This is a genomic window from Maribacter forsetii DSM 18668 (assembly GCF_000744105.1).
Lineage (GTDB): Bacteria > Bacteroidota > Bacteroidia > Flavobacteriales > Flavobacteriaceae > Maribacter > Maribacter forsetii.
Genome location: NZ_JQLH01000001.1, coordinates 1,593,060 through 1,616,470 on the forward strand (window position 1 = coordinate 1,593,060; position 23,411 = coordinate 1,616,470).

The 23,411-nt window shown below is 40.4% G+C and carries 9 protein-coding genes and 2 tRNA genes; 7 read left to right on the forward strand and 4 right to left on the reverse strand.

Going from position 1 to position 23,411, the window contains the following annotated elements:
* Window positions 1-106: 106 nt before the first annotated feature.
* The 5 genes from P177_RS06765 to P177_RS06785 all read left to right on the forward strand — a co-directional run bounded on the left by P177_RS06765 (window position 107) and on the right by P177_RS06785 (window position 20,385).
* Window positions 107-13,861 carry an Ig-like domain-containing protein gene (locus tag P177_RS06765; protein WP_036153250.1) on the forward strand — a complete coding sequence of 4,585 codons (13,755 nt, stop codon included), beginning with the start codon at window positions 107-109 and terminating at the stop codon, window positions 13,859-13,861.
* 23 nt (window positions 13,862-13,884) lie between these two features.
* A complete protein-coding gene (locus P177_RS06770; protein WP_036153246.1) occupies window positions 13,885-14,817 on the forward strand; it encodes a PorP/SprF family type IX secretion system membrane protein in 933 nt (310 codons plus the stop codon).
* Window positions 14,818-14,828: 11 nt separating this feature from the next.
* Complete coding sequence (locus P177_RS06775; protein ID WP_036153252.1) at window positions 14,829-16,766, forward strand: OmpA family protein; 1,938 nt, start codon at window positions 14,829-14,831, stop codon at window positions 16,764-16,766.
* Window positions 16,767-16,928: 162 nt separating this feature from the next.
* The gene (locus P177_RS06780; RefSeq protein ID WP_084684643.1) at window positions 16,929-17,411 is read left to right on the forward strand and encodes a T9SS type A sorting domain-containing protein; all 483 of its coding nucleotides are present in this window, start codon (window positions 16,929-16,931) and stop codon (window positions 17,409-17,411) included.
* A gap of 4 nt (window positions 17,412-17,415) precedes the next feature.
* Window positions 17,416-20,385, forward strand: a complete 2,970-nt coding sequence (locus tag P177_RS06785; protein WP_084684644.1) for a tail fiber domain-containing protein — start codon at window positions 17,416-17,418, stop codon at window positions 20,383-20,385.
* Window positions 20,386-20,503: 118 nt separating this feature from the next.
* Here P177_RS06785 and P177_RS06790 read toward each other — a convergent pair.
* Window positions 20,504-20,576: transfer RNA gene (locus P177_RS06790), tRNA-Lys, on the reverse strand.
* A gap of 97 nt (window positions 20,577-20,673) precedes the next feature.
* A tRNA-Lys gene (locus P177_RS06795) sits at window positions 20,674-20,749 on the reverse strand.
* A 141-nt stretch (window positions 20,750-20,890) separates the two neighbouring features.
* On the opposite strand from P177_RS06795, the gene P177_RS06800 reads away from it, so the two are divergent.
* Entirely contained in the window at window positions 20,891-21,406 is a 516-nt protein-coding gene (locus tag P177_RS06800; RefSeq protein WP_036157949.1) for a shikimate kinase, read from the forward strand.
* Here P177_RS06800 and P177_RS06805 read toward each other — a convergent pair.
* Together P177_RS06805 and P177_RS06810 are read right to left on the reverse strand one after the other, a co-directional pair.
* Window positions 21,398-21,895, reverse strand: coding sequence for a phosphoribosyltransferase family protein (locus P177_RS06805; RefSeq protein WP_036153260.1), 498 nt, complete (start codon window positions 21,893-21,895; stop codon window positions 21,398-21,400). The two genes, P177_RS06800 and P177_RS06805, sit on opposite strands and share 9 nt — an antisense overlap.
* Window positions 21,896-21,943: 48 nt before the next feature.
* Window positions 21,944-22,372 carry an RNA-binding S4 domain-containing protein gene (locus tag P177_RS06810; protein WP_051941947.1) on the reverse strand — a complete coding sequence of 143 codons (429 nt, stop codon included), beginning with the start codon at window positions 22,370-22,372 and terminating at the stop codon, window positions 21,944-21,946.
* Window positions 22,373-22,450: 78 nt separating this feature from the next.
* Here P177_RS06810 and P177_RS06815 point away from each other — a divergent pair, with 78 nt between their 5' ends.
* Window positions 22,451-23,410: an FKBP-type peptidyl-prolyl cis-trans isomerase gene (locus tag P177_RS06815; protein WP_036153262.1), complete on the forward strand. Its 960-nt coding sequence runs from the start codon at window positions 22,451-22,453 to the stop codon at window positions 23,408-23,410.
* Window position 23,411: the final 1 nt, after the last annotated feature.

The window sequence follows — 23,411 nt, forward strand, 5'->3', positions numbered from 1 at the left end:
TCCTAGAATTTTCGGCATAGTACCATTCAAAAATCAATATTTTAAATCGAGAAGTGTATTCAATGTATTAAAAACGCTTCTGATTGTGAGATCAAACCTATCATTCATGAAAAGTAAAAGTAGTTTTCAACTATTATTTTCAGCCATTACATTGTTGTTAACTGTTACGGTAAAAGCACAAAATTTTGAAGAAGTTTCTATAACAGGAATTTCAAGTGGTTCAATAGTAGATGCTTATTTTACTGCAAGTTCACCGACTATACCTTCTTTGGCTATTGTTAGAGTTCAAAAAATTAGTGGGGCAGGTAATAATGGTCAAATTGCGTATTCTAATGCAGTCGATAATTTCTATTATTTAAATCCTTCAGACAGTGGTACTAATGCTCCATCAAGAATAAGAATTAGTTTTTTACAAGCGGATAACGTAACACCAATTCCTTTAAATGATTTTAGAATAATTATTAATGATATTGATGGTACACCGGCTCCTGCTGATCCTAATGTTCCTATAGAAAATGAAGCCGTAGGTACAGATTGTGGTAATTCTGTCCGTTTTACAGCTACAGATATTCCTACAAATATTGATATTGATACTACACCGCCATCTCTTGTTTCTGCAGGTACGGAATCTGAAGCCAATGGTCCGGAAAGTAATTTAATGTTTGAGTTTAATGATATTAATTTTATAGAGTTTGATATTTATGCTAACCCTGGGTTTGTAAAAGAATTTGACCTTAACCAAAGTGAATACCAAATAAACACGATTTTTTATTCGGTTTGTGTGGGCGATGCAGATGGTGATGGTGTTTTTGATAATGTTGATATTGATGATGACAATGATGGTATTTTAGATGTTGTAGAATCAGGTGGGAACGATCCTAATGGAGATGCAGATGGTGACGGACTTCCAAATTTTCAGGATGTTTTAGATAATTCTGGTGACGGCGTGCCTACATATAATGCAAATGCCGATGGTAGTACTACGAACTACACCGATGCTAATTCTGATGGGGTTCCCGATGTTTTTGAAGCCAGTCAAGATAACGATAGTTATCCGAACCACCTAGATCTAGATTCCGATGATGATGGTATTCCAGATAATGTAGAAGCTCAGGCTTCGGGATCATACATAGCGCCATCGGGTAATGATTCAGATGGCGACGGATTAGATGATAATTATGAGGGCTCTGGTAATCAGGGTCTTATTCCTGTTAATACAGATGTAGCTTTTGCAACACCAGATAATGTCCCAGATTTCTTAGATCCAGATAGTGATAATGATGGTATCCCAGATGCTGTTGAAGCTTACGATACCAATGGCGATGATGTTCCAGAGACCACCTTATCGGGCAACGATACCGATTTAGATGGGATAGACGATAATTTTGATCAGAACGCTAATGGTATGGAAGATCCCAATGCCGCAACCAACAATGGTCAAACTCCAAATTCATTTCCAGATGATGATCCCGCTGGCGGAGAAAGAGATTGGAGAGATCCAAGGGATAGTGACGGTGATGGTACCAGTGATAACGATGATACCGATGATGATAATGATGGTATCGTAGATTTGGATGAATACCCTGGTCTTGATCCTTTTGGGGATGCAGATGGTGATGGTATTTTAAATTTTAAAGATACAAGGCAAGATGTTGGTAATACCGGAGATGGTACTTCAACAGATTATACAGATGCCGATGGCAATGGAGTGCCAGATGCGTTTGATGTAGATAATGATGGCTTACCCAATCATTTAGATATAGATAGTGACGGTGATGGTCATTTAGACGCTACGGATCCAAACCCTTATGCACCAACTGCTCAAGATGAAAGCGTTAATGCTACGTTGGGCGTTGCCACTAATATCAATATTTTAAGTAATGATGATTATTTACCTAATAATGATCCAAACAACCAGGGTACTACTACAATCACTAGAACTGGAGGTACGGCTGGTGGTACTGCAATTTTAGATGCTTTAACAGGTGAATTGGCGTATACCCCATTAATAACGGAAAATGGGTCAACGGTAACGGTAATTTATCAGGTTTGTAATACGGATCCAGATCCAGATGTTTGTGAAATCGCAACAGTGAATATAACGGTAACCAATGATCCAGATACTGATGGTGATGGTACACCAGATTCCAGTGATGCCGATGATGATAATGATGGGGTTCTAGATGGTGATGATAACGCTCCTTTTGACCCAAGTAGCTGTCAAGATTTGGATGGCGATGGTTGCGACGATTGTTCGGCAACGGCTAATAATGATTTTACTGTCGGTAATAATTTCGACCCTGCCAATGACGGTACAGATACAGATGGCGATGGCTTATGTGACTCTGGTGACCCAGATGATGATAATGACGGAGTTCTAGATGGTGATGATAATGCACCTTTGAATCCAAGTAGCTGTCAAGATTTGGATAATGATGGTTGTGACGATTGTTCCGCAACTGCAAGTACTGATTTTTCAGCAGGTAATAACTTTGATCCTGCCAATGATGGTACCGATACCGATGGTGACGGACTTTGTGATGCTGGTGATACCGATGATGATAATGACGGAGTTTTAGATGGAAATGATAACGCACCTTTAGACCCTAGTAGCTGTCAAGATTTGGATAGTGATGGTTGTGACGATTGTTCTGCAACGGCAAGTAACGATTTTACAGGAGGTAATAATTTTGACCCTGCCAATGATGGTACAGATACCGATGGTGATGGATTATGTGATTCTGGTGATGCCGATGATGATAATGACGGAGTTCTAGATGGAAATGACAATGCACCATTAGACCCTAGTAGCTGTCAAGATTTGGATGGCGATGGGTGTGACGATTGTTCGGCAACATCAAGCACAGATTTTTCCGTAGGTAATAATTTCGACCCTGCAAATGATGGAACTGATACCGATGGTGATGGTATTTGCGACTCTAGCGACCCAGATGATGATAATGACGGAGTTCTAGATGGCGATGATAACGCACCTTTAGACCCTAGTAGTTGTCAGGATTTGGATGGCGATGGTTGTGACGATTGTTCTGCAACGGCTAATAACGATTTTTCGGTAGGTAATAATTTTGATGCTTCTAATGATGGCACTGATACCGATGGTGACGGACTTTGTGATTCTGGCGACCCAGATGATGATAACGATGGTGTTCTTGATGGTAATGATAATGCACCTTTAGATCCAAGCAGTTGTCAAGATTTGGATGGTGATGGTTGTGATGATTGTTCCGCAACCGCAAGTACTGATTTCTCAGCGGGAAATAATTTTGACCCTGCCAATGATGGCACCGATACCGATGGTGACGGAATTTGTGATTCTGGCGATACAGATGATGATAATGACGGAGTTCTGGATGTAAACGATAACGCACCTTTAGACCCAAGTAGTTGTCAAGATACAGATGGTGATGGCTGTGACGATTGTTCTGCAACGGCGAGTACCGATTTTTCAGCAGGCAATAATTTTGACCCTGCCAATGACGGTACCGATACCGATGGTGATGGAATTTGTGATGCTAGCGACCCTGATGATGATAATGATGGTGTTGCCGATGGTTCAGATGCTGCCCCATTAGACCCTTCTGTATGTCAAGATTTAGATGGTGATGGCTGTGATGATTGTTCCGCGACGGCAAATAACGATTTTTCCGTCGGTAATAATTTCGACCCTTCTAATGATGGAACCGATACCGATGGCGATGGAATTTGTGATGACAGTGACCCTGATGATGATAATGACGGAGTTTTGGATGGTGATGATAATGCTCCTTTAGACCCAAGTAGTTGTCAAGATTTGGATGGTGATGGTTGTGACGATTGTTCCGCAACGGCAAGTACTGATTTTTCCGCAGGTGCTAATTTTGATACGGATACTGATGGTACCGATACCGATGGTGATGGAATTTGTGATTCTAGTGACCCTGATGATGATAACGATGGCGTAGCCGATGGATCGGATGCTGCACCGCTAGACCCTTCCATTTGTCAAGATTTAGATAGCGATGGTTGTGATGATTGTTCTGCTAATGCAAGTAATGATTTTACTGCGGGTGCTAATTTTGATACGGATAATGACGGTACCGATACCGATGGTGATGGTATTTGTGATTCTTCAGATTTAGATGATGATAATGATGGTGTAGCCGATGGCTCGGATGCTGCTCCGTTAGACCCATCCATTTGTCAAGATTTGGATGGTGATGGTTGTGATGATTGTTCGGCAACAGCAAGTACTGACTTTTCCGCAGGTGATAATTATGACCCTGCCAATGATGGCACTGATACCGATGGTGATGGTTTATGTGATTCTGGTGATCCTGATGATGATAATGATGGTGTGCCTGATGGCTCAGATGCTGCTCCTTTAGACCCTTCTGTTTGTCAAGATTCAGATGGCGATGGTTGTGATGATTGTTCCGCAACCGCAAACAATGATTTTACTGCGGGTGCTAATTTTGATCCTGCCAATGATGGTACTGATACCGATGGTGATGGTTTATGTGATTCTGGAGATCCTGATGATGACAACGATGGCGTAGCAGATGGTTCTGATACTGATCCTTTAGACCCTTCCGTTTGTCAAGATTTGGATGGTGATGGTTGTGATGATTGTGGTGCAACGGCAAGTACTGATTTTACTGCGGGTGCTAACTTCGACCCAGATAATGACGGTATAGATACAGATGGTGATGGAATATGTAATACTAATGATGAAGATGATGATAATGATGGTATTCTTGATACTGTTGAAGGAACAACAGATTTTGATAATGACGGTATTCCTAATAATGAAGATTTAGATAGTGATAATGACGGTATTCCAGATGTCGTAGAGACAGGTAATGGAAGTTTAGATATCGATGGTAATGGGTCTATAGACCCAAGTGAAAGCGATCCAGGTACTAATGGTATTCCTGATTCTGCAGAAGATGGAGGTGTTGATGGAAACGGAGTTTCTGCGGTTCCTGTTAATAGTGATAACACCGGAGGTGCCAATTACTTGGATATTGATTCTGATAATGATGGTATTCAAGATTTGGTAGAATCTCAAACAGATGCTGGCTTGGTTCAATTATCGGGTAATGATAATGATAACGATGGTATAGATGATGTTTTTGATGTAGATTTTAATATTAATAATAGCCTTACCAATTTACCAGTAGACACTGACAACGATACGCATCCAGATTATTTAGATTTGGATAGTGATGATGATGGTATTATAGATAACATAGAATGGCAATCAACTTCGGGTTATTTGAGTCCTTCTGCAGATTCTGACGGTAACGGTTTGGCAGATAATTATGAAGTGGTTCCTGCCGGTTCTGGAGAATCTATTAATCAACCTGAAAATTCCGATGGTCAAGATAGTCCAGATTTTAGGGATTCAGATTCTGACAATGATGGTGTAAGCGATTATGTAGAGGCATATGACATAGATGACGATAATACGGCAGATACCTCAATCTCAGGTGTAGATTCCGATAATGATGGTTTAGATGATAATTTCGATTTAAGCATTAACGCACCAAATGGAATTGCAGATGCAAATGGAGCAACGAATAATAATCAAGATGTAGATAGCTTTCCAAATGATCAAGACCCATTCACAAGTGAGGTAGATTTTAGAGATGCCAATGTGCACTTAACACCTATAGATACTGATGGTGATGGTGTAAATAATGATTTGGATAAGGATAATGACAATGATGGTATTTTAGATTATGTGGAATCATTAGGCTTTGAACCTACCGATACAAAAGGTGATGATTGTGGTATACCGCCAGGGTCTTTTACTGGTGGTTCTTATATAGCGGCTACGGGTAGTGGTGCGGGTACTGTAGGTGCTGAATACCGTTTCTCAACTGTAGTTACTTCATCTCTTGGGGTATTAGATGCAATTGTTGCCATTACGGATATTAACAATGCAACCTTAACTTCTATTGATAATGGTGGTTTTGGTAGTGATGATGCTTGGCAACCTAGTTTTGATGTAGGTGGTGGTGTCGGTGCTGTTGGTAGTATGACATTTAATATTAGGTTGGTAGCAACAGGAACAGATTTTCAAGTAAATCTAATTCGTTTTGGTGGTGTTATTTATGATATTGACGGAGCCAATACTAAAGAAAGTGTAACCCTGGCACAGCCTGGCTTATATGCTGTAGATAGTAACACATTGCTAAATGTTTCAGAAAACGCGGCTACGGGTACAACCACTTTTGAAGGTCCGGCACAAACATGGTCTGGGGTAGATTTTGGACCACGACTTGCCGTATATTTTAATTATTATGAAACTACGAATTTGACAATTACCTTTTCGGGTCAACTACAATCTGGTTTTGCATCCAATGATTATTTAGGGTCTGTTTTGTTTCAAACCTGTGATATTAACGGACTGTTTACACCTACTAACACTACATCGGCTGTAAACTCTGCGGGGTCACCTGCAGGTGATACTTCTGGTCCGGGTACTGCTCCTGTGTATACCATAAACGAAGGTATTGATAGTGATCATGATGGTATAGAAGATCATTTGGATATTGATTCTGATAACGATGGTATTCCAGATAATGTTGAAGCGCAAACTACAAGTGGTTACGTTGCAAGAAATGCCAATACAGATGGCAATGGAAATGATGATACCGATGGTGATGGTTTAGGAGACGAGTATGAAGGTACAGGTGATGAAGGCGTCTCACCAATAGATACGGATGGCGACGGAATTCCCGATTATTTGGATTTGGATACCGATGGTGACGGACTTTCAGATACGGAAGAAGCTGGTTTTACTGCGGCATCAAATAATTTAGATAATGATCACGATGGTTTGTTTGATGACTATGATGATGTCGATACTACAGGTTTCCCGTTCGATTCTAATGATGATCAAGATAATGGTGCATCAGATTTACCAAATATTGCTGTGACCACAACTCCTGAAGTAGATTATAGAGAAAATGCTATAGATGATAATGATTTGGATGGCATCGCTGATTCTGCTGATTTAGATGATGATAATGACGGAATCTTGGATACTTTAGAAAGTCCTTCAGGTATAGACCCAAGTGCCGATGATGATTCTGACGGAATTTTAAATTATAGAGATACTGATTTGGGTGTCGATGCAAATGGTGATGGTATTGTAGATGCTTTTGATGTCGATGGTGATGGCGTACCTAATCATTTCGATTTAGATGCCGATAATGACGGAATTTATGATGTCGTAGAATCTGGTAGTGGACAAGCGTTTACAGATGGTCGATTAGATGGCGATGTTGGTACGGATGGTATTCCAGACTCGGTTCAAGTAAGTGGTCAAGAAAATAGCGGTGCTGTAAATTACACCGTATTAGATTCGGAGACAACTCCAGATGGTATTGCCGATTTCTTGGAATTGGATGCCGATGGCGATTTATGTAATGATGTTATAGAAGCAGGGTTTACCGATGATAATGGCGACGGAATTTTAGGAGACGGAGCTCTGGTAGTAGACGCAGATGGTGTGGTAATTGGTACCAACGTAGTGGACGGATATACCGAACCAAATAATGTAGATAGTGCTACAAATACAGATTTCGATTTTCAACAGCCAGGGGAAATTCCTACTATAGCATCAAGTGCAGATCAACCACAAGATGTATTGACAAATGGTAGTTCTCCAGAAACATTCACTGTTACGGCATCAGGAATCTCATTAGCATACCAATGGGAGGTAGACGATCAGTTAGGTGGTGGTTTTGTAGCTATAGATGATGCCAATGGAACGGATATTTATACAGGAAGTGCAACGGAAACCTTAACACTAACAGGTGCTACCGTTGCCGAAGACGGATTTGAATACCGAGTTATAATTACCGATTTAACTTTTGTGTGTTCTCCTCTTACTTCTGATGCTGCTTTACTTACTATTGATGTAACTGCGCCAACAATAGTAATAAACGTAGTAGCTACCGATGATATTATCAATGCGGTTGAAGACGATAGTGATGTTACTATTAGTGGTACAACTACAGGAACCGAAGACGGTCAGACAGTGACAGTAGTTCTAAACGGGCACACATATACGACTACAGTAACCGGTGGTGTATGGTCGTTAGATGTTCCGGCAGTAGATGTACAGGCATTGAATGATACGGAAACCATAACTGCAGATGTAAGTGATTTGGCGGGGAACCCTGCAGTACAGGCAACACGAGATATCGTACATGATGATACGGCACCTACAATAACTATTAATGTGGTTTCAACAGACGATATTATTAGTGCCCTTGAGGATAATAGTGATGTGACTATTAGTGGTACAACTAACGGAGCTGAAGACGGTCAGACGGTAACAGTCGTTCTAAACGGACAAACATACACCACTACGGTAACGGGAGGAGTATGGAGTTTTGATTTACCTGCGTCTGATGCTCAGGCATTGGACCCTACCGAAACCATAACTGCAGACGTGAGTGATTTAGCGGGTAACCCTGCGACACAAGCAACCAGAATTATTACACATGATGTAACTGCACCTACAATTGCAATCAATGTGGTGTCGGGCGATGATGTGATAAATGCTTTGGAAGATGATTCAGATGTAACAATTAATGGTACCACAGATGCCGAAGATGGGCAGACAGTTACTGTAGTATTGAACGGAGAAACCTATACGACTACAGTTACGAGTGGTACATGGACTTTAGAGGTACCCGCGGCAGACGCTCAGGCATTAGATGCTTTAGAAACCATTACTGCAGATGTCAGTGATGTAGCTGGTAACCCTGCAACACAGGCAACCAGAGATATCGAACATGATGTTACGGTACCAATAATTACAATAAATGTAGTAGCCACTGATGATATTATCAATGCAGTTGAAGATGATAATGATGTAACTATAAATGGTACAACTACAGATGTTGAAGACGGTCAAACGGTTACGGCAACCTTGAACGGACAAACCTATACAACTACGGTATCAGGTGGCACATGGAGTTTTGATTTGCCTGCGGCAGATGCTCAGGCATTGGGTACAACCCGAACAATAACAGCAGATGTGAGTAATAATGCTGGTAACCCTGCAGTTCAAGCAACACGAGATGTTGAACACGATGCGATTGCTCCTACAATAGCAATTAATGTGGTATCTACCGATGATATTATTAATGCTCTTGAGGATGATATTGATGTAACTATAAGTGGAACGACTACCGGAGCCGAAGACGGTCAGACTGTAACAGTGGTATTGAACGGACAAACATATACGACCACGGTAACAGGTGGTACTTGGAGTTTTGATTTACCTGCAGCAGATGCCCAAGCATTGGATGCTTTGGAAACCATAACTGCAGATGTCAGTGATGTAGCGGGTAACCCTGCAACACAAGCTACACGAGATATTGAGCATGATGTTACGGCTCCGACAATCACAATAGATGTTGTATCGGGCGATGATGTTATCAATGCAGTTGAAGACGACACGGATTTAACCATAAGTGGTACAACAACAGATGCCGAAAACGGTCAGACTGTAACGGTTGTATTGAATGGTCAGACGTATACTACAACGGTAACCGGTGGCACTTGGAGTTTTGATTTACCTGCGGCAGATGCCCAAGCATTAGACCCTAATGAAACAATTACCGCAGATGTAAGTGATGTTGCTGGTAATCCTGCTACACAGGCTACACGAGATATTGAACATGATGTTACAGTACCGACAATTACAATAAATGTAGTTACTACCGATGATATAATCAATGCGGTTGAAGATGACAATGATGTGACCATTAGTGGTACAACAACAGATGCCGAAGACGGTCAAATCGTTACGGTGATTTTACATGGACAAGCGTATACCACTACGGTAACAGGAGGAGTATGGAGTTTTGACTTGCCAGCAGCAGCTGCTCAAGCATTGGGTGTAACAGAAACGATTACGGCAGATGTAAGTGATGCTGCCGGTAACCCTGCCACTCAAGCAACCAGAGTTATTACACATGATGTAACTGCCCCAACAATAGCAATAGATGTAGTATCTACCGATGATATTATTAATGCTATTGAGGACGATACTGATGTTACTATAAGTGGTACCACTACGGGTGCCGAAGATGGTCAAATCGTAACCGTACTATTGAACGGACAAACATACACTACAACAGTAACCGGTGGAATATGGAGTTTTGATTTGCCTGCGGCGGATGCCCAATCATTGGATGTTACGGAAACGATTACTGCAGACGTGAGTGATTTAGCGGGTAACCCTGCAACACAGGCAACCAGAGATATTGAACATGATGTCACTGCGCCAACAATAACAATTGATGTAGTATCTGGAGACGATGTTATAAACGCCTTGGAAGATGATAGCGATGTGACTATTAGCGGAACTACTACGGGTGCAGAAGACGGTCAAACCGTAACTGTAGTTTTAGACGGACAAACATATACGACAACCGTAACAGGAGGCGTATGGAGTTTTGACTTGCCAGCAACTTCTGCTCAAGCATTAGGAGCTACGGAAACGATTACGGCAGATGTAAGTGATGTAGCGGGTAACCCTGCAACACAGGCAACACGAGATATAGAGCATGATGTCACGGCACCGACAATTACAATAGATGTTGTATCGGGCGATGACATTATCAGTGCTATTGAAGATGATAGTGATGTTACTATTAGTGGAACCACTACAGATGCTGAAGATGGTCAGACTGTAACGGTTATATTAAATGGACAGACGTACACTACAACGGTAACTGGAGGAACTTGGAGTTTTGATTTACCTGCAGCAGATGCACAGGCATTAAATCCTTTGGAATCGATTACTGCAGATGTTAGTGATGCAGCGGATAATCCTGCAACACAAGCAACACGAGATATTATTCATGATGATACCGCTCCGATAATCACAATAGATGTGGTTTCTACAGATGATATTATCAATGAATTTGAGCAAAATAGTGATGTTACCATCAGTGGTACTACAGATGCCGAAGATGGTCAAACTGTTACGGTAATATTGAACGGTCAAACTTATACAACTACGGTAACAGCTGGTACATGGAGTCTAGATGTTCCGGCAATAGACGTCCAAGCTTTAGACCCTAATGAAACGATTACTGCAGATGTAAGCGATTTGGCGGGTAACCCTGCAACACAAGCTACTAGAGATATTGAACATGATGTTACCGCTCCTGTAATTACCATCGATGTAGTTGCTTTAGATGATATTATCAACTCAATTGAGGACGATAACGATGTTACCATTAATGGTACTACAGATGCTGAAGATGGTCAAACAGTGACTGTTTTGTTGAACGGACAAACATATACTACAACGGTGACCGGAGGAACATGGAGTTTTGATCTACCCGCAGCTGATACACAGGCATTGGATGCCATGGAGACTATTGCTGCAGATGTAAGTGATGTAGCTGGTAACCCAGCTATAGAAGCAACACGAGATATAGAGCATGATGTCACTGCTCCAACAATAGCAATAAACGTAGTATCTACCGATGATATCATTAATGCTGTGGAAGATGATAGTGATGTTACTATTAGTGGTACTACAGATGCCGAAGATGGTCAAACGGTAACAGTAGTATTGAATGGTCAAACGTATATAACAACAGTAACTGGTGGCACTTGGAGTTTAGATGTGCCTGCAACTGATGCTCAGGCATTAAATGCAAATGAAACGATTACCGCTAATGTAAATGATGCATCCGGTAACCCTGCTGTTGAAGCTACACGCGATATTGAACATGATGTTACCGCTCCTGTAATTACGATTAATGTAGTTGCTTTAGATGATATTATTAATGCAGTTGAAGATGATAGCGATGTTACTATTAATGGTTCTACAGATGCCGAAGACGGTCAAACGGTAACGGTAACCTTGAACGGACAAACCTACACTACTTTGGCAACTGGTGGTACTTGGAGTTTAGACGTCCCAGCTGCAGATGCACAGGCATTAGACGCAAACGAAACCATTACTGCAGATGTAAGTAATGTAGCCGGTAATCCTGCTATTCAGGTGACAAGAGATATCGAACATGATGTAACTCCGCCAACAATAACTATAGATGTTGTATCTAACGATGATGTTATCAGTGGAATTGAAGATGATAACGATGTTACTATTAGTGGTACTACAGATGCCGAAGATGGTCAAACTGTAACGGTAACCTTGAACGGTCAAACTTATACAACAACAGTTACTGGTGGCATTTGGAGTTTAGATGTACCTGCAGTAGATGCACAGGTGTTGGATGTAAATGAAACCATCACTGCAGATGTGAGTGATTTGGCAGGAAACCCTGCTACGCAAGATACTCGGGATATAGTGCATGATGATATTATTGACATTGAGATAAATACCCCTATTGAAATAGATAATATTGTTAATGAAGCGGAAGATAACGACGTGATAATCTCAGGTGTAACCACTGGGGTTGAAGACAACCAAACTGTAACCGTTACTTTAGATGATGGCGTAAATTCTGTTACTACGACAGCAACGGTAACCGCTGGAGCTTGGACGGCTAATGAAGTGGATATTTCCGGATTAAACAATGGTCCGATATCGGTCAATGCTGAGGTTTCTGATCTTGCAGGCAATACTGCGGATGACATAGAATCAATAGTGCTCAATACTACGGCTCCTAGTGCCGATAGTTTTAGTACTTCGGATATCTCTCCGGTAGTAACTGGGCAAGGTGACGCTAATGAAAGTCTTTTGATTGAGTTGGATACTAATGGAGATAATACTGTTGATGTAACCTATACTGTGATAGCTGATGCAAATGGTGATTGGAGTATAGATACCGGTTCCGTTATTCCTGATAGTGGTAGTCTTCCTGTTCTTTCTGATGAAGATCTTATCCAAGTTATTGTTACCGATGAAGCAGGTAATACAGGAACTGGTACGGTGACCATTTCTGAGGATACGGATAATGACGGACTCTCAAATAACGAAGAAGCTGCTTTAGGAACAGATCCTAATGATCCTGATACAGATAGAGACGGTATCAACGATGGTCAAGAAGTAAATATTGATACAACAGACCCTTTAGATGATTGTGATCATGTTAATGGTACTGCGTTAGGTGCGAGTGATTGTGATGATGATGATTTGACTACCGATGAGGAAGCGGCATTAGGTACCGATCCAAATAATCCTGACACGGATAATGACGGACTTACCGATAGTGAAGAACTAGATTTGGGTACGAACCCATTAAACCCTGATTCCGACGGTGACGGTATAAATGACGGGCAAGAAGTATTGGACAATACTGATCCTTTAGACGATTGTGATTCTATAGGAGGTACTCCGATAGGCACATCAGATTGTGATGAAGACGGATTAACTACTGCTCAAGAGGAAGCTATAGGTACAGATCCAGATGTTGCAGATACGGATGGTGACACTATTTTAGACGGACAAGAGATAATAGACGGTACAGATCCATTGAATCCTTGTGATTCATTGAACGGGGTTCCTCCACTTGATGCGGGTTGTAATGCTGAGGTTGTAGATTCTGGTATCGCGGTATCAAATGAAATAATCACCCCCGATGGTGATGGAGTCAATGATTCCTTTTTGATCGAGAATATAGAGTCTTATCCTAATAATACGGTACTGGTCTATAACAGATGGGGTATAATCGTATATGAAATGTCAGGTTATGATAATATAACCAATACATTCAAAGGGTCTTCAGATGGTAGAGCTACTATAAGTAAAGATTCAGAACTACCGGTAGGAGTTTATTTCTATGTCATCAAGTATGTGAAGGATGGAAATAGCTTAAGCAAATCAGGTTACCTATACATAAACAGATAAAAATTTTCTTTAAAAAAGATACGATGAACAAATATTTTCTAACCATTATAATTACCCTTGCGGGACTCTTTATGGGGCATGCCCAGCAAGACGCTCAGTACACGCAGTACATGTACAATACGATATCTGTGAACCCTGCGTATGCAGGTTCCCGAGGGGTGCTCAGCATCGCCGCACTGCACCGTTCGCAGTGGGTGGGGCTTGACGGCGCACCTACGACGCAGACATTGAACTTCCATACACCGGTATCCGAACATGTAGGATTGGGGCTATCGGTGGTGAACGATGAGATCGGTAACGGTACCAACCAGGATACCTACATAGACGCCGCGTTCAGCTATACGGTCAACACGTCAGAGGAAGGAAAGCTTTCCTTCGGACTGAAGGCCGGTGGCCACCTGTTCAACGTGGATTTTACCAAACTTAGGAACTACGGGGCGGAGAGCAACCTACCGAACATCGATAACAAGTTCTCGCCGAACTTCGGTGCGGGGATCTATTACCATACGGATCGGTTCTATGCAGGGCTATCGGTACCGAACTTTTTACAGACCGAGCATTTCGACAGTTCGGATTCTAACAGTTCCAGCCTTATCGCACAAGAGCGTATGAACTTCTATTTGATCACGGGGTATGTGTTCGATCTTAAGAACAACGTAAAGTTCAAACCAGCGGCATTGATCAAAGCGGTAAAGGGAGCACCGTTACAAGTAGACCTTAGTGCAAACTTTTTGTTCAACGACAAGTTCTCTTTGGGAGCGGCGTACAGATGGGACGCGGCGCTGAGCGCCCTGTTCGGTTTTCAGTTGAACGACCAGTTCATGATCGGTCTGGCGTACGACAAGGAAACGACCGATCTTGGAGCTACCAGGTTCAACGACGGCTCTTTCGAGATCATGCTGAGATATGAATTTCTTAACAAGTACAAACGAGTGATCACCCCAAGATTCTTTTAATAAAAAACGACATGAAAAAAACAGGATATATTTTTTGTGGCTTGGCGGTAATGGCCATAATGGCGAGCGCACAGGACAAGAAAGTAAAGAAAGCGGATACGAAATTCACGAACTACGCCTATGCCTCTGCGATACGATCGTACGAAGAGCTGGTCAAGGACGGGAATACGGAGGAGGATATCTATAAGAACCTGGGCAACGCGAACTATCTGAACGCGAACTATGAAGAGGCATCGATCTGGTACGGCAAGCTGTTCGCACTTGAAGGTGCGGACATCGATCCGGAGTATATGTACAGATATGCACAGACATTGAAGTCATTGGAGAAATACGGAGAGTCCGACACATGGATGAACAAGTTCAAGAACGCCAGATCTAACGATCAACGCGGCGTACTATATGGCGATAACCAAGATTATCTGGAACAGATCGCGGAACGTTCGGGGAGGTACGAACTCAAGAACATAGGTCTGAACTCGAAGGTATCTGACTTTGCGCCCGCTTTTTATGAAGACGGACTGGTGTTCTCCACGGCAAGGGACAGCGGACTGCTAACGAAGAACATCCATAGATGGAACAATGGATCTTTCTTGAACCTGTACAAAGCTGAACAGGACGATCAGGGCAATTTCACCAATGTGGACAAGCTCTCCAAGAAACTGAACAAGAAGACCCATGAATCGTCAACGGCATTCACCAAGGACGGACAGACGATGTACTTTACACGTAACAACTCTGACGACGGTAAGTTCGAAAGGGACGAAGAAGGAGTGAGTAGATTAAAAATATATAGGGCAAAATTGATAGAAGGCGAATGGAAAGATATCGAGGAACTGCCCTTTAACGGGGACAGCTATTCGGTGGCACACCCGACGCTGAACAACGACGAAACCAAATTGTACTTCGCTTCCGATATGCCGGGAACGAAAGGGGAGTCGGATATCTACGTTGTGGATATCAACACGGACGGTACATTTGGTACACCGAAGAACCTTGGACCAAGAATCAATACGGAGGCCAGGGAGACCTTTCCGTTCGTGACGGAATCGGATAAACTCTATTTCTCTTCGGACGGGCACCCGGGACTAGGGGGACTTGACGTCTTCGCGACCGACCTGAACAATGAAACGGGCGAGATCTACAATGTAGGACGCCCTTTGAACGGAGAGGAAGACGACTTCTCGTACATTATAAACGAAGGGACCAAGAAAGGCTTTTTCGCATCGAACAGAAAAGGAGGACAGGGCAATGACGATATCTATGGTTTTATAGAAATGACGCCGTTGGACTTCACCTGTCATACAAATATTACGGGAATCGTAAAGGACGAAAAGACCAATGCACTGTTAGCGGATGCATCGGTAACGGTATACGACAAGGACAACAAAATGGTATCTAGCTCGAGTACGGATGCCAATGGAGCATTCGAAATGGAAGGCAACTGCGGCGAAGGAAGTTATAAGGTAGTGGCGACCAAGACGGATTACGTGGAAGGCAACAAGACCTTCATGACGGTAAAGGCAGAAGACCTTACGGGTATAGAGATCGTACTGGCACAGGTAGACCCATCCGCGCCTGTAGGCACGGATCTTGCGAAATACCTGAACAAAGAACCGATCTACTTCGATTTCGACAAGTACTTCATCAGGGAAGATGCCAAGATCAGCATAGGAAAGGTATTGGCATACCTTAACGAACACCCTAACGTAAACGTACAGGTACGCTCGCATACAGATTCAAGGGCGAACGATAGCTACAACATGCAATTATCGGCTAACAGGGCAAAGGCCACGGCCGAGTATCTAATAGCAGCTGGCATACCGAGTAACAGAATCTCATATGAAGGCTATGGAGAGACGGAGCTTACCAACGGTTGTAGCAACAATGTACCATGTAGCAAAGAAAACCATCAACTGAACAGAAGATCGGAGTTTATAGTAGTGGAATAAATAACATAAATCAATTTCTTTTAAAGTGGATAGAAGCAATGCTTCTATCCACTTTTTTTGTTTTTGTTATCGGTCAAGATGAATGTGATGTATTCATAAAAATAGTTCAGAACAATGTTAACCTATTACGGTTGTACAACATTAATCTAAAACTGAACTATAATGAAAAGACAACTACTTCTATTTACATGCTTGTTCTACAGTATATGCTCCATTGCCCAATCTATAGACCGAAGTGTGGTTGCAAGCCAAGGAAATACCTTAGGTAATGCTGATATTTCTGTAGGGTTTACCATAGGTGAGCCCTTGGTAGGTTTGGTAGCAGAAGATGGTGCTGTTGACCAAGGATTTTGGACAGGTTATGGTCTTTTGATCACACCGTTAAGTCTTGATGAAGATGATATAGAAATACTGGTATACCCTAACCCCGTTATTGAAAGTGTTACGGTTACTTCTCCTGAACATAATATTGACGGTATGGAGCTCTTTGCCATAAACGGACAAAAAGTATCATCACAATTATTTGACACTGGGACTACTAAAAATGAAATTGACATGACTACACATGCCAATGGGGTCTACATATTAAGATTATACATAGCAGAAAGAACGGAAATCAAAGAATATAAACTGATTAAAAAATAGAACTATGAAAAGAAATTACGTTTCAGTACTGATAATAGTTGCCATGATGTGTGGCTCTTTTATACTAAATGCACAGCAGAAGAATTATATTAATTATCAAGGGGTGGTAAGAGATGCCGAAAATGAATTATTGGTAGAAGAATCCGTTGAAATCGGTATAGCTTTAAAATTTGGCGCTACCAACGCACCTATTCAATATGAAGAAAGTCATATTATTTCAACAGATATGAATGGCGTTTTTAGTCTGCAAATTGGTAGCGGAATTAACAGTAATGGTGATTATGAGAATTTACCATGGGGAGAAGCCTCATTTGTTGCGGTTTCTTTTAATGGTTCAGAACTGGGCACGACCGAATTAATGGCAGTGCCATACGCAATAACTTCAGGTAGTGATCAGTGGATAGTTGACGGAAATACTATAACGAATAAAAATATAGGTGAAGTCCGTATTACTGATGATTTACAAGTTTTTGGTGAGTTTACATTAAATGATGGTAATGCTGTGAATGAAATATCTGATGATGGAACGTTATTAGATAACAGTAGTACTACTTTACCAACACAAAAAGCTGTGAAGACCTATGTTGATAGTAGGGTTGTTGGTGGTGGAGAAGCCCAAAATGCAGTGGAAGTACCGTTTGATAATTTGGAATCCGGACTAACGGCAATTAATGTTCAGGATGCTTTAGATGAACTTGTTATCGCAGGAATGGGAGGTACTGATGATGATATGGATTCTACTAATGAGTTACAAGATATCAGTCTTTCTGGAACAGATTTAAGTATTTCAGATGGCTCTACAATAGATTTATCTACAATAATTCCTCCTGGAGGAACAGATGACCAAAACGCTTTTGAGGTTCCTTTTGATAATACGGGTACAGGTCTTGCTGCAGGAGACACTCAGGCGGCAATAGTAGAATTGGCAGCTGGCGGCTTGGTAGATACTGATGATCAAGATTTATCATTATCGGGTACAACCTTACAAATTACAGATGGTGCTAGTGTAGATCTTTCTACTATTATTCCCCCGGGAGGTACGGATGACCAAGAAGCATCGGAAGTTCCTTTCGACAATACAGGAACGGGTCTTGCGGCTGCGGACACACAAGCAGCAATAGCAGAATTGGCAGCTGGCGGCTTGGTAGATACGGATGATCAAGGTTTGGTCCTAACGGGTGATGTACTTTCTATTGAAGATGGTGTTGGGAATGTTGATTTTAGCGATTTTTTTAATCGAACTACCAGGCACGGACTTTTAGTAGGGGATGACGGAATTATAGATGGATTAGTTGGAACAGCTGATGGTCAAGTGGCAAAGTGGGATGCAGCCTTAGGTAATTGGGTTGCAGGCACTGATGAAGTTGGTGGAGGTAGCGGAAGTTCAGTTTGGGGCGATATAGCTGATGGAATCAATTATAATGATGGGAATGTAAGCATTGGTCAAAATTCACCTGGACATTTACCAGATGCTTCGCAATATTTTACGGTATCGGGTGGGGTAACAGATGGTGATTTCGGTGCAATAGAAATAAAAGGGAGACAGAACACTATTGGCATGCCAATAGGAAGGTTTGGTTTTCTTTCATTAAGTAATATAGGTTCAACTTTTGAAATTGCTCGCATAGAAGCGAGAATTTCAGATGGTGCTCAATTTCTTGGAGATTTGGGTTTTTTTACTATGAATGGGTCAGACGGAACTGATGCTTCGCTTCAAGAACGAATGACCATTAAAAGAACTGGTAATGTTGGTATTGGTGTTATAAACCCAACAAGTAAGTTAGAAGTAGATGGTATTATTCGTTCTACTACTTTAATGGGGTCTGGTGATCGCAATGTAGTAGCAGATGTAGATGGTAATTTGAAAATAGGTGCCATTGGTGGTAGTTCGCTTTGGATGGTAAACGACGATGGTATTTATTTTGATGGAGGGTATGTTGGTATTGGTATAGATAATCCTGTTACAAATTTGGATATATTTAGTAGAAGGTCTAATCCTTTAAGATTAGAAACTTTTGCATCTCAAAATTGGATAAGCTATAATAATTCTAATGGTTATATTGGTTATACAGGCATCTTTAATGGAGCTAATGATATGGATTTTGGTACTGGTGTATTAAATACTATAGGAAAGGTGCATTTAGTTACTGGTGCTTCTCCAAAGTTAACATTAATTCCTAATGGTAATGTAGGTATTGGCACAATTAATCCTACGGCCAATTTACATTTAATTGGGAATTCAAATCTAAACAAGCCTTTATTAAAACTGGAAGAGGAAGGAAATGATTACGCAAGATTGGAATTTAAAAATACCGAAAGCGATGCATTTTGGCATGTTGCAGGTGTGGGTGAAGATGGATTTGGCAGTGGATCAAATAGTAAAATAAATTTTTATTTTAATAACGACCAAGGAGCTGGAAATAGAATGACCATTACAGGGGATGGTAGGGTAGGTGTTAATACTAGTAATCCATCTGCAAGATTGACTATTTATCAAGATGGTCAAGATGTAGGTAATGGTCTGAGCTTTAGTGATGGTGGCCCAAATGAAGATTGGCATATTACCCATGGTTATGGCTTAAGGTTTCATTATGGGAATACATTAAAAGCTTTTATAAATGCCAGTACAGGGGCTTATACTGTTAGTTCCGATAGACGACTTAAAAAGGATATTGAGCCTTTACCAAGTGTTTTAGATAAAGTATCTCTTCTTAAGCCATCAACTTATGTTTACAAGGCAGATACGACAAAAACAAAAACTTTAGGACTTATAGCTCAAGATGTGCAGCCATTATTTCCTGAGTTTGTCAGTAAAAGTGATGGTGATGGTATGCTCGGAGTTAATTACTCGGGTTTTAGTGTGGTAGCATTGCGTGCTATTCAAGAGCAACAATTTATAATAGAAAAACAGTCAGAAAAAATATCAAATTTAGAAGAAAGACTACGTAGACTAGAGGCAAGAATTGGTAAATAAATAAGCAGTAAATCAATCTTATATTTTACTTGGTAGTTATTACAAATTCAATTCTAAACTCTTTAAAAATACCCTTAAAAACGAAAAAACCTTCCAATTACTATTGGAAGGTTTTTTGTGACCTGGCTGGGGCTCGAACCCAGGACCCTCTCCTTAAAAGGGAGATGCTCTACCAACTGAGCTACCAGGTCAAAATGTATAAAGAACTTACTTGGTCATCAAGTCAAATAAATCAACTCAAAAGTTTAAATAAAAAAGCCTCTTTTTTTTGAAGAGGCTAATATTTAGTGGTGACCTGGCTGGGGCTCGAACCCAGGACCCTCTCCTTAAAAGGGAGATGCTCTACCAACTGAGCTACCAGGTCAAAAGCATATTCAGAATTAATATTCCCTCAATGCGGGTGCAAATATACGTCGATAACTTTATTTTGCAAGCCATTTATGAGATAAATTTATTTTTTTTTGAAAACCCTTTTATTTAGTCCAATTTTGTACAAATGAAAGATGTGAAAATAGTTTTAGTCGGTTACATGGGTAGTGGTAAAACAACCGTAGGTAGAATAGTTGCTAACCATTTGAATATTAAATTTTTAGATTTGGATGACTATATTGAAGAAGGTGAAAATATGTCTATTGCTTCCATTTTTGAGACTAAAGGAGAGATATATTTCAGGAAAAAAGAAATAGAATATCTTCAGGAAATTTTTTCTAATGAAGATAGTTTTGTGCTTTCATTAGGTGGTGGTACACCTTGTTTTGGAAAAAATATGGAGCTGGTCAATGAAAAAACTGCCAACTCTTTTTATTTGAATGTGGGTATAAATGAACTTACCGATCGTTTAAAGAAAGAAAAAAGTCATCGCCCAATGATTGCTCATTTAGAAGATGAAAAGTTAACTGAGTTTATTGGCATGCATTTATTCGAGAGAAGCTTTTTCTACAATCAGGCACATCAGAAAATAAAGAGCAATAATAATACCCCAACTGAAATTGCAGAAATGATCGTAAATAAATTAGTCTAAATAGACTCTGTCATTTTTGGTTTCAAAATGCACGTTTACATGCTCTTGCAATGAGGTCGATAGAGAAATTCCTTTATAATCTGCCTTAACAGGATATTTTTTGTGGTTTCTATTAACCAATACTGCAGTTTTAAGTTGCTTTAATGGGGTTTTTAGAAAGTGGTGTACTCCATATATCAATGTAGTACCGGAATTTAGTACATCATCAACGATTACGACCGATTTATTTATGAAGTCATTATCAGGCAAAGAAGTAGTAACACCACTACCTAACGGATTTTTCTTGTCCATAGATAGTTTGCATAATACAATTTTAGCCTCGGTAATCTTTTTAAGCTTAGCAACGATCTTCTTTGCAAATTGTAATCCGCCGCCTTCTATACCTGCTATTATGATTTCCTCTTCAGAAACATTAGCTTCATAGATTTGGTACGCTATGCGTTCAATTTTATGTTGAATCTGTTGATGGGAAAGTATGGTCTGTTGCATTTGCTATTCTTAAAACAATAAAGATAGGTATGTTTTTAAAAGTTTTTGTTAATCTTCTGTTTCTTTACTTTTAATATTGGGTTCTGCTGTTTGGTCATCATTTGTATTTGAAGGACCTTCTAGATAATCATCAATATCTCGCCTATCTTTTTTTGTGGGTCTACCAATTCCTTTTTTACGATAATAGTCTTTTGAATATTGCAATAGTTCATTATGCTCAAAGGCTTCTTTTGGTGTAGTATCTTTTCTGTATATGTCTACTAATTTTGCGCCAACACGACTTGGTGGTATGTCAAGAACAGTAAGTTTATAATCAATTTGATTTTTGCGCACTACTATTTCATCCATCGGAAAAACTTCTTTGCCCGGCTTGGCAGTGTTACCGTTAATTTTCACATGACCTTTTTTGCATGCGGTAGATGCAATGTTACGTGTTTTAAAATATCGTATACTCCACAAGAATTTATCTATGCGCATTATAGGTTGCATTTCTTTGTTAACTTCCAAACAAAAATAGGGGAAAATTGTATCTTGCGCGTTCAAAATAAATTATTGATGAAATTAAGAAATGCATACTTACTAATAGCTGGCTTAATTATTTTAGGTTCATGTAGAAATGATGATGATGCTATTGGTGAAGTTGTACCACCAAGGTTATTGAGTGAAGTTACCATAGAGGATGATGCTGAGATTATAGAGTTTTTGAAGACTCATTTTTATAATGATGATGAGTTTGAAACGCCACCAGAAGGATTCGATTTTAAGATAAAATTCGATACTATTGCTGGCGACAACAGTTCTAGACAATCACTTTTTGATAGTCCTAATTTAATTACTCAAACAATTACTGTTGATTCTGAAAATTTGGGGAGACCGGATGATGATGAGGTAGTTGATCAAACTCTTTACACACTTGTAGTAAGACAAGGAGTAGCTGAAGGCAAACCAACAATTGGTGATTTTTGTATTCTTAGATATGAAGGATTATTATTGGATGGTACTCTTTTTGATGCTTCCGTTAATCAACCAATTCGCTTTAATCTTTCTTCTGTAGTGCAAGGTTTTGGTAACGGTATGAAAAACTTCCAAACAGGTAACGGTCCTATAGAAAATGGAGATGGTACCGTTAGTTATGAAGGATATGGAATTGGGGCTATTTTTATGCCAGCGGCATTAGCTTATTTTGATTCATCTCCTAATACCGTAGTACCAACATATTCGCCACTAATTTTTAAGGTAGATGCATTTACATATGAACCAGATTCAGATTTTGATGGTGATGGAATTCCTTCAATTTTAGAAGATATAAACGGAAACGGTAATCTTACTGATGATAATACTGATGAAGACTTAGAAGGATTTACGGTGTTTTTAGCAAACTTTAATGATACCGATGATGACGGTGACGGTATTTTAACAATTGACGAAATTGAGTTGGATGCCGATGGTAATTTTGTTGGTTTCCTTGATACGGATGGTGACGGAACTCCCGATCATCTTGATAACGACTTATAGA